The following is a 3,006-nucleotide window of genomic DNA, read 5'->3' on the forward strand; positions in this document are numbered from 1 at the left end:
CCCGCCGCGGCCGCCGCGCCGCATCACCATTCGCCGCGGCGAGCCGGGCAAGCGCATCGGCATCGCGCTGGTCGCCGTCGCGGTGGTGCTCACCCTGTTCGCCGGCCGCCTGGTGCAGATCCAGGGCATGGAGGCCGGCTATTACCGCGAGGTAGCCAAGAAGCAGACGTTCGAGGCGATCCCGCTGCCCGCGATGCGCGGCACCATCTACGGCGCGGACGGGCAGGTCCTGGCCATGACCGTGGAGACCTACACGGTGACGGCGGACCCGCCGCAGATAGCCGACAAGCCGCACGCCGCCCAGGAGCTCGCCGGCCCGCTCGGCCTGACGCAGCAGCAGGTGCTGAACCTCCTCGAGCACCCGACGTCGAAGGACTACGTCGTGCTCGCCAAGGGCGTGTCCGCCCCGAACCAGACCAAGATCGCCGCGCTGAACATCCCCGGCGTCGCCTCGTTGCCGGCGTACGTAAGGGACTACCCGGACGGCGACGCCACCGCGAACGTCGTCGGCTTCACGAACGTGAACCCGGCGACCGGCGTGATCGCCGGGCAGACCGGCCTCGAGCAGGAGTACAACAAGCTGCTGTCCGGCACGCCGGGCAGCGAGCAGGTGGAGATCGGCGCCGACGGCCAGCCGATCCCGCTGGCCGGCAGCAAGGACACCCCGGCGCAGAACGGCACCGGCATCCGGCTGACGATCATCCCGGCGCTGCAGCTGGCCGCGCAGCAGGCGTGCGAGGCGGAAGTGAACAAGACGGACGCCAGGCAGTGCACCGTCGTGATCATCCAGCCGAAGACCGGCGCCATCCTCGCCATGGCGCAGTGGCCGACCTATGACCAGAACACGCTGACCAACGTGGCGGACGCCAAGAACCTCGCGGTGCAGGACATCTTCGCGCCCGGCTCCACCGCCAAGGTCATGACGGCCGCCGCGGCGTTCGAGCGCGGCGGCCAGACGCCGATGAGCCCTTACTACATCCCGTCCGAGATCTACCGGGGCGGCCAGTGGATCACCGACGCGGAGGCCGACGGCGGCTCGCACTACACGATCGCGGGCATCATCGCGCACTCCAGCAACGTCGGCATGTCCCAGGTGGTCGAGCACGTCCCGCCGCAGGTCCAGTACGACTACCTGCGCGCTTTCGGCCTCGGCGAGCCGACCGGGCTGAACCTGCCGGGGGAGAGCCCGGGGATCCTGCCGAAGCCGGACACGTGGGCGGGCGACGAGCGGTACACGCTGTCGTTCGGCCAGGGAGTGGCGGTGAACGCGGTGCAGATGGCCAGCGTGTACGCGACGATCGCGAACAACGGCGTGCGGGTGCAGCCGACGCTCATCGCAGGGACGTACAACTCGAGCGGCCAGTACACCCCGGCGGCGCCGGAGCCGTCCCGCCGGGTGATCCAGCCGAAGACGGCGCACGAGCTGGTCCAGATCCTGCAGCAGGTGCCCGGGCTGGACGCGGAGGGCAACGCACCGTGGGCCGTCATCCCCGGCTACGCGGTCGCCGCCAAGACCGGCACCGCGCAGGAGCCGGGCCCGCACTGCGCGCTGTGCCAGTACGGGTCGAGCTTCATCGGGATGGCGCCGGGCAACGGCCCGCAGGTCGTGGTCTCGGCGAACGTGCAGAACCCGGACAGCAACATCGCGTACTTCGGGGCCAACGTCGCGGGCCCGGTCTTGTACAACGCGATGAAGTTCGCCCTGCAGACGTTGCAGATTCCTCCGCAACCTGGACTTGTCGCGCCGTATGTCCGGCTCAATGCGCCCTGATATTGGATACCCTCGGGGCGTGATCCGACCCGCCCGCGTTCCGCCACGTCCGTTGTCCGGGCTGGCCGAGCTCCTTGGCGTCGGAAGAACCGATTTCATTCCGAACGGTCCAGGCCGTCTCACCGGCGTCACCCTCGACTCCCGGCAGGTGCGGGCCGGTGACCTGTACGCCGCCCTGCCCGGCGAGCACACCCACGGCGCCGCCTACTGCGACCAGGCCGTCGCGGCCGGGGCGATCGCCATCCTCACCGACCAGGCCGGCCGGGACCGGGCGGCCCGCACCGGCGTGCCGGTGTTCGTGGTGTCCGCGCCGCGGGACCGGCTCGGCGACATCTCCTGCTGGATCTACGGCGACCCGTCGCACCGGATGACGATGATCGGGGTGACAGGGACAAGCGGCAAGACGACCACCAGCTACCTGGCCGAGGCCGGGCTGCGCGCGGCCGGGCACGAGACCGGGCTGATCGGCGGGGTGGAGATCAGGATCGGTGCGGAGCGGGTCGGCTCGGCGCTGACCACGCCGGAGGCGCCGGACCTGCAGGCGCTGCTCGCCGTCATGGTGGAGCGCCGCGTGACGGCGGCCGCGATGGAGGTGTCCAGCCATTCGCTGGCGCTCGGCCGGGTCGACGGCACCCGGTACGACGTGGCGGTGTTCACTAACCTGTCGCAGGACCACCTGGACTTCCACGCCGGGTTCGAGGACTACTTCAAGGCGAAGGCGCAGCTGTTCACCCCGCGGTACGCCGGGCTCGCCGTGCTGAACGTGGCCGACAGGTACGGCAGGCGCCTGGTGGCGGAGGCGTCGGTGCCGGTCGTCACGTTCTGCGCCGATCCGGCCTCCGGCGCCTACAGGAACGCGGACTGGCGGGCCGCCGACGTGCGCTGCGGCGCGGACGGCTCGACGTTCCGGGTGATCGGGCCCGGCGGCGTGGAGGCGGACGCGTCGGTGACGCTGCCCGGCGCGTTCAACGTGGCCAACGCGCTCGGCGCGATCGTGGCGCTGGTCGAGGCCGGCTGCCCGCTCGAGGACGCGGTCGCCGGCGTGGCCGGCTGTCCCGGCGTGCCCGGCCGCCTAGAGCGGGTGCTGCCTTCTCCCGGGGGGACAGGTCTCTCGCATGGGGGGCACCTGTCCCCCATCCCCCCTGGCCCCCGGACCCCCCGGACAATCGCGGGATGACCCGTCCGGCCGCCCAAGGCTGCGCGATGCCGCCCTCGCCGCCCTCGCCGCCGCCCCG

General features: G+C 71.8%; 1 protein-coding gene and 1 pseudogene. Both read left to right on the forward strand.

What is annotated here, in order from left to right; all coding sequences use genetic code 11:
- A partial coding sequence (locus WA805_RS16540; protein WP_425242781.1) for a peptidoglycan D,D-transpeptidase FtsI family protein occupies positions 1–1,771 on the forward strand: 1,771 nt, incomplete at its 5' end.
- A 22-nt stretch (positions 1,772–1,793) separates the two neighbouring features.
- Positions 1,794–2,858: pseudogene (locus WA805_RS16545) on the forward strand (Mur ligase family protein); the annotation flags it as partial.
- Positions 2,859–3,006: the final 148 nt, after the last annotated feature.

Origin of the sequence: Trebonia sp. (genome assembly GCF_049794275.1) — a bacterium.
Lineage (GTDB): Bacteria > Actinomycetota > Actinomycetes > Streptosporangiales > Streptosporangiaceae > Trebonia.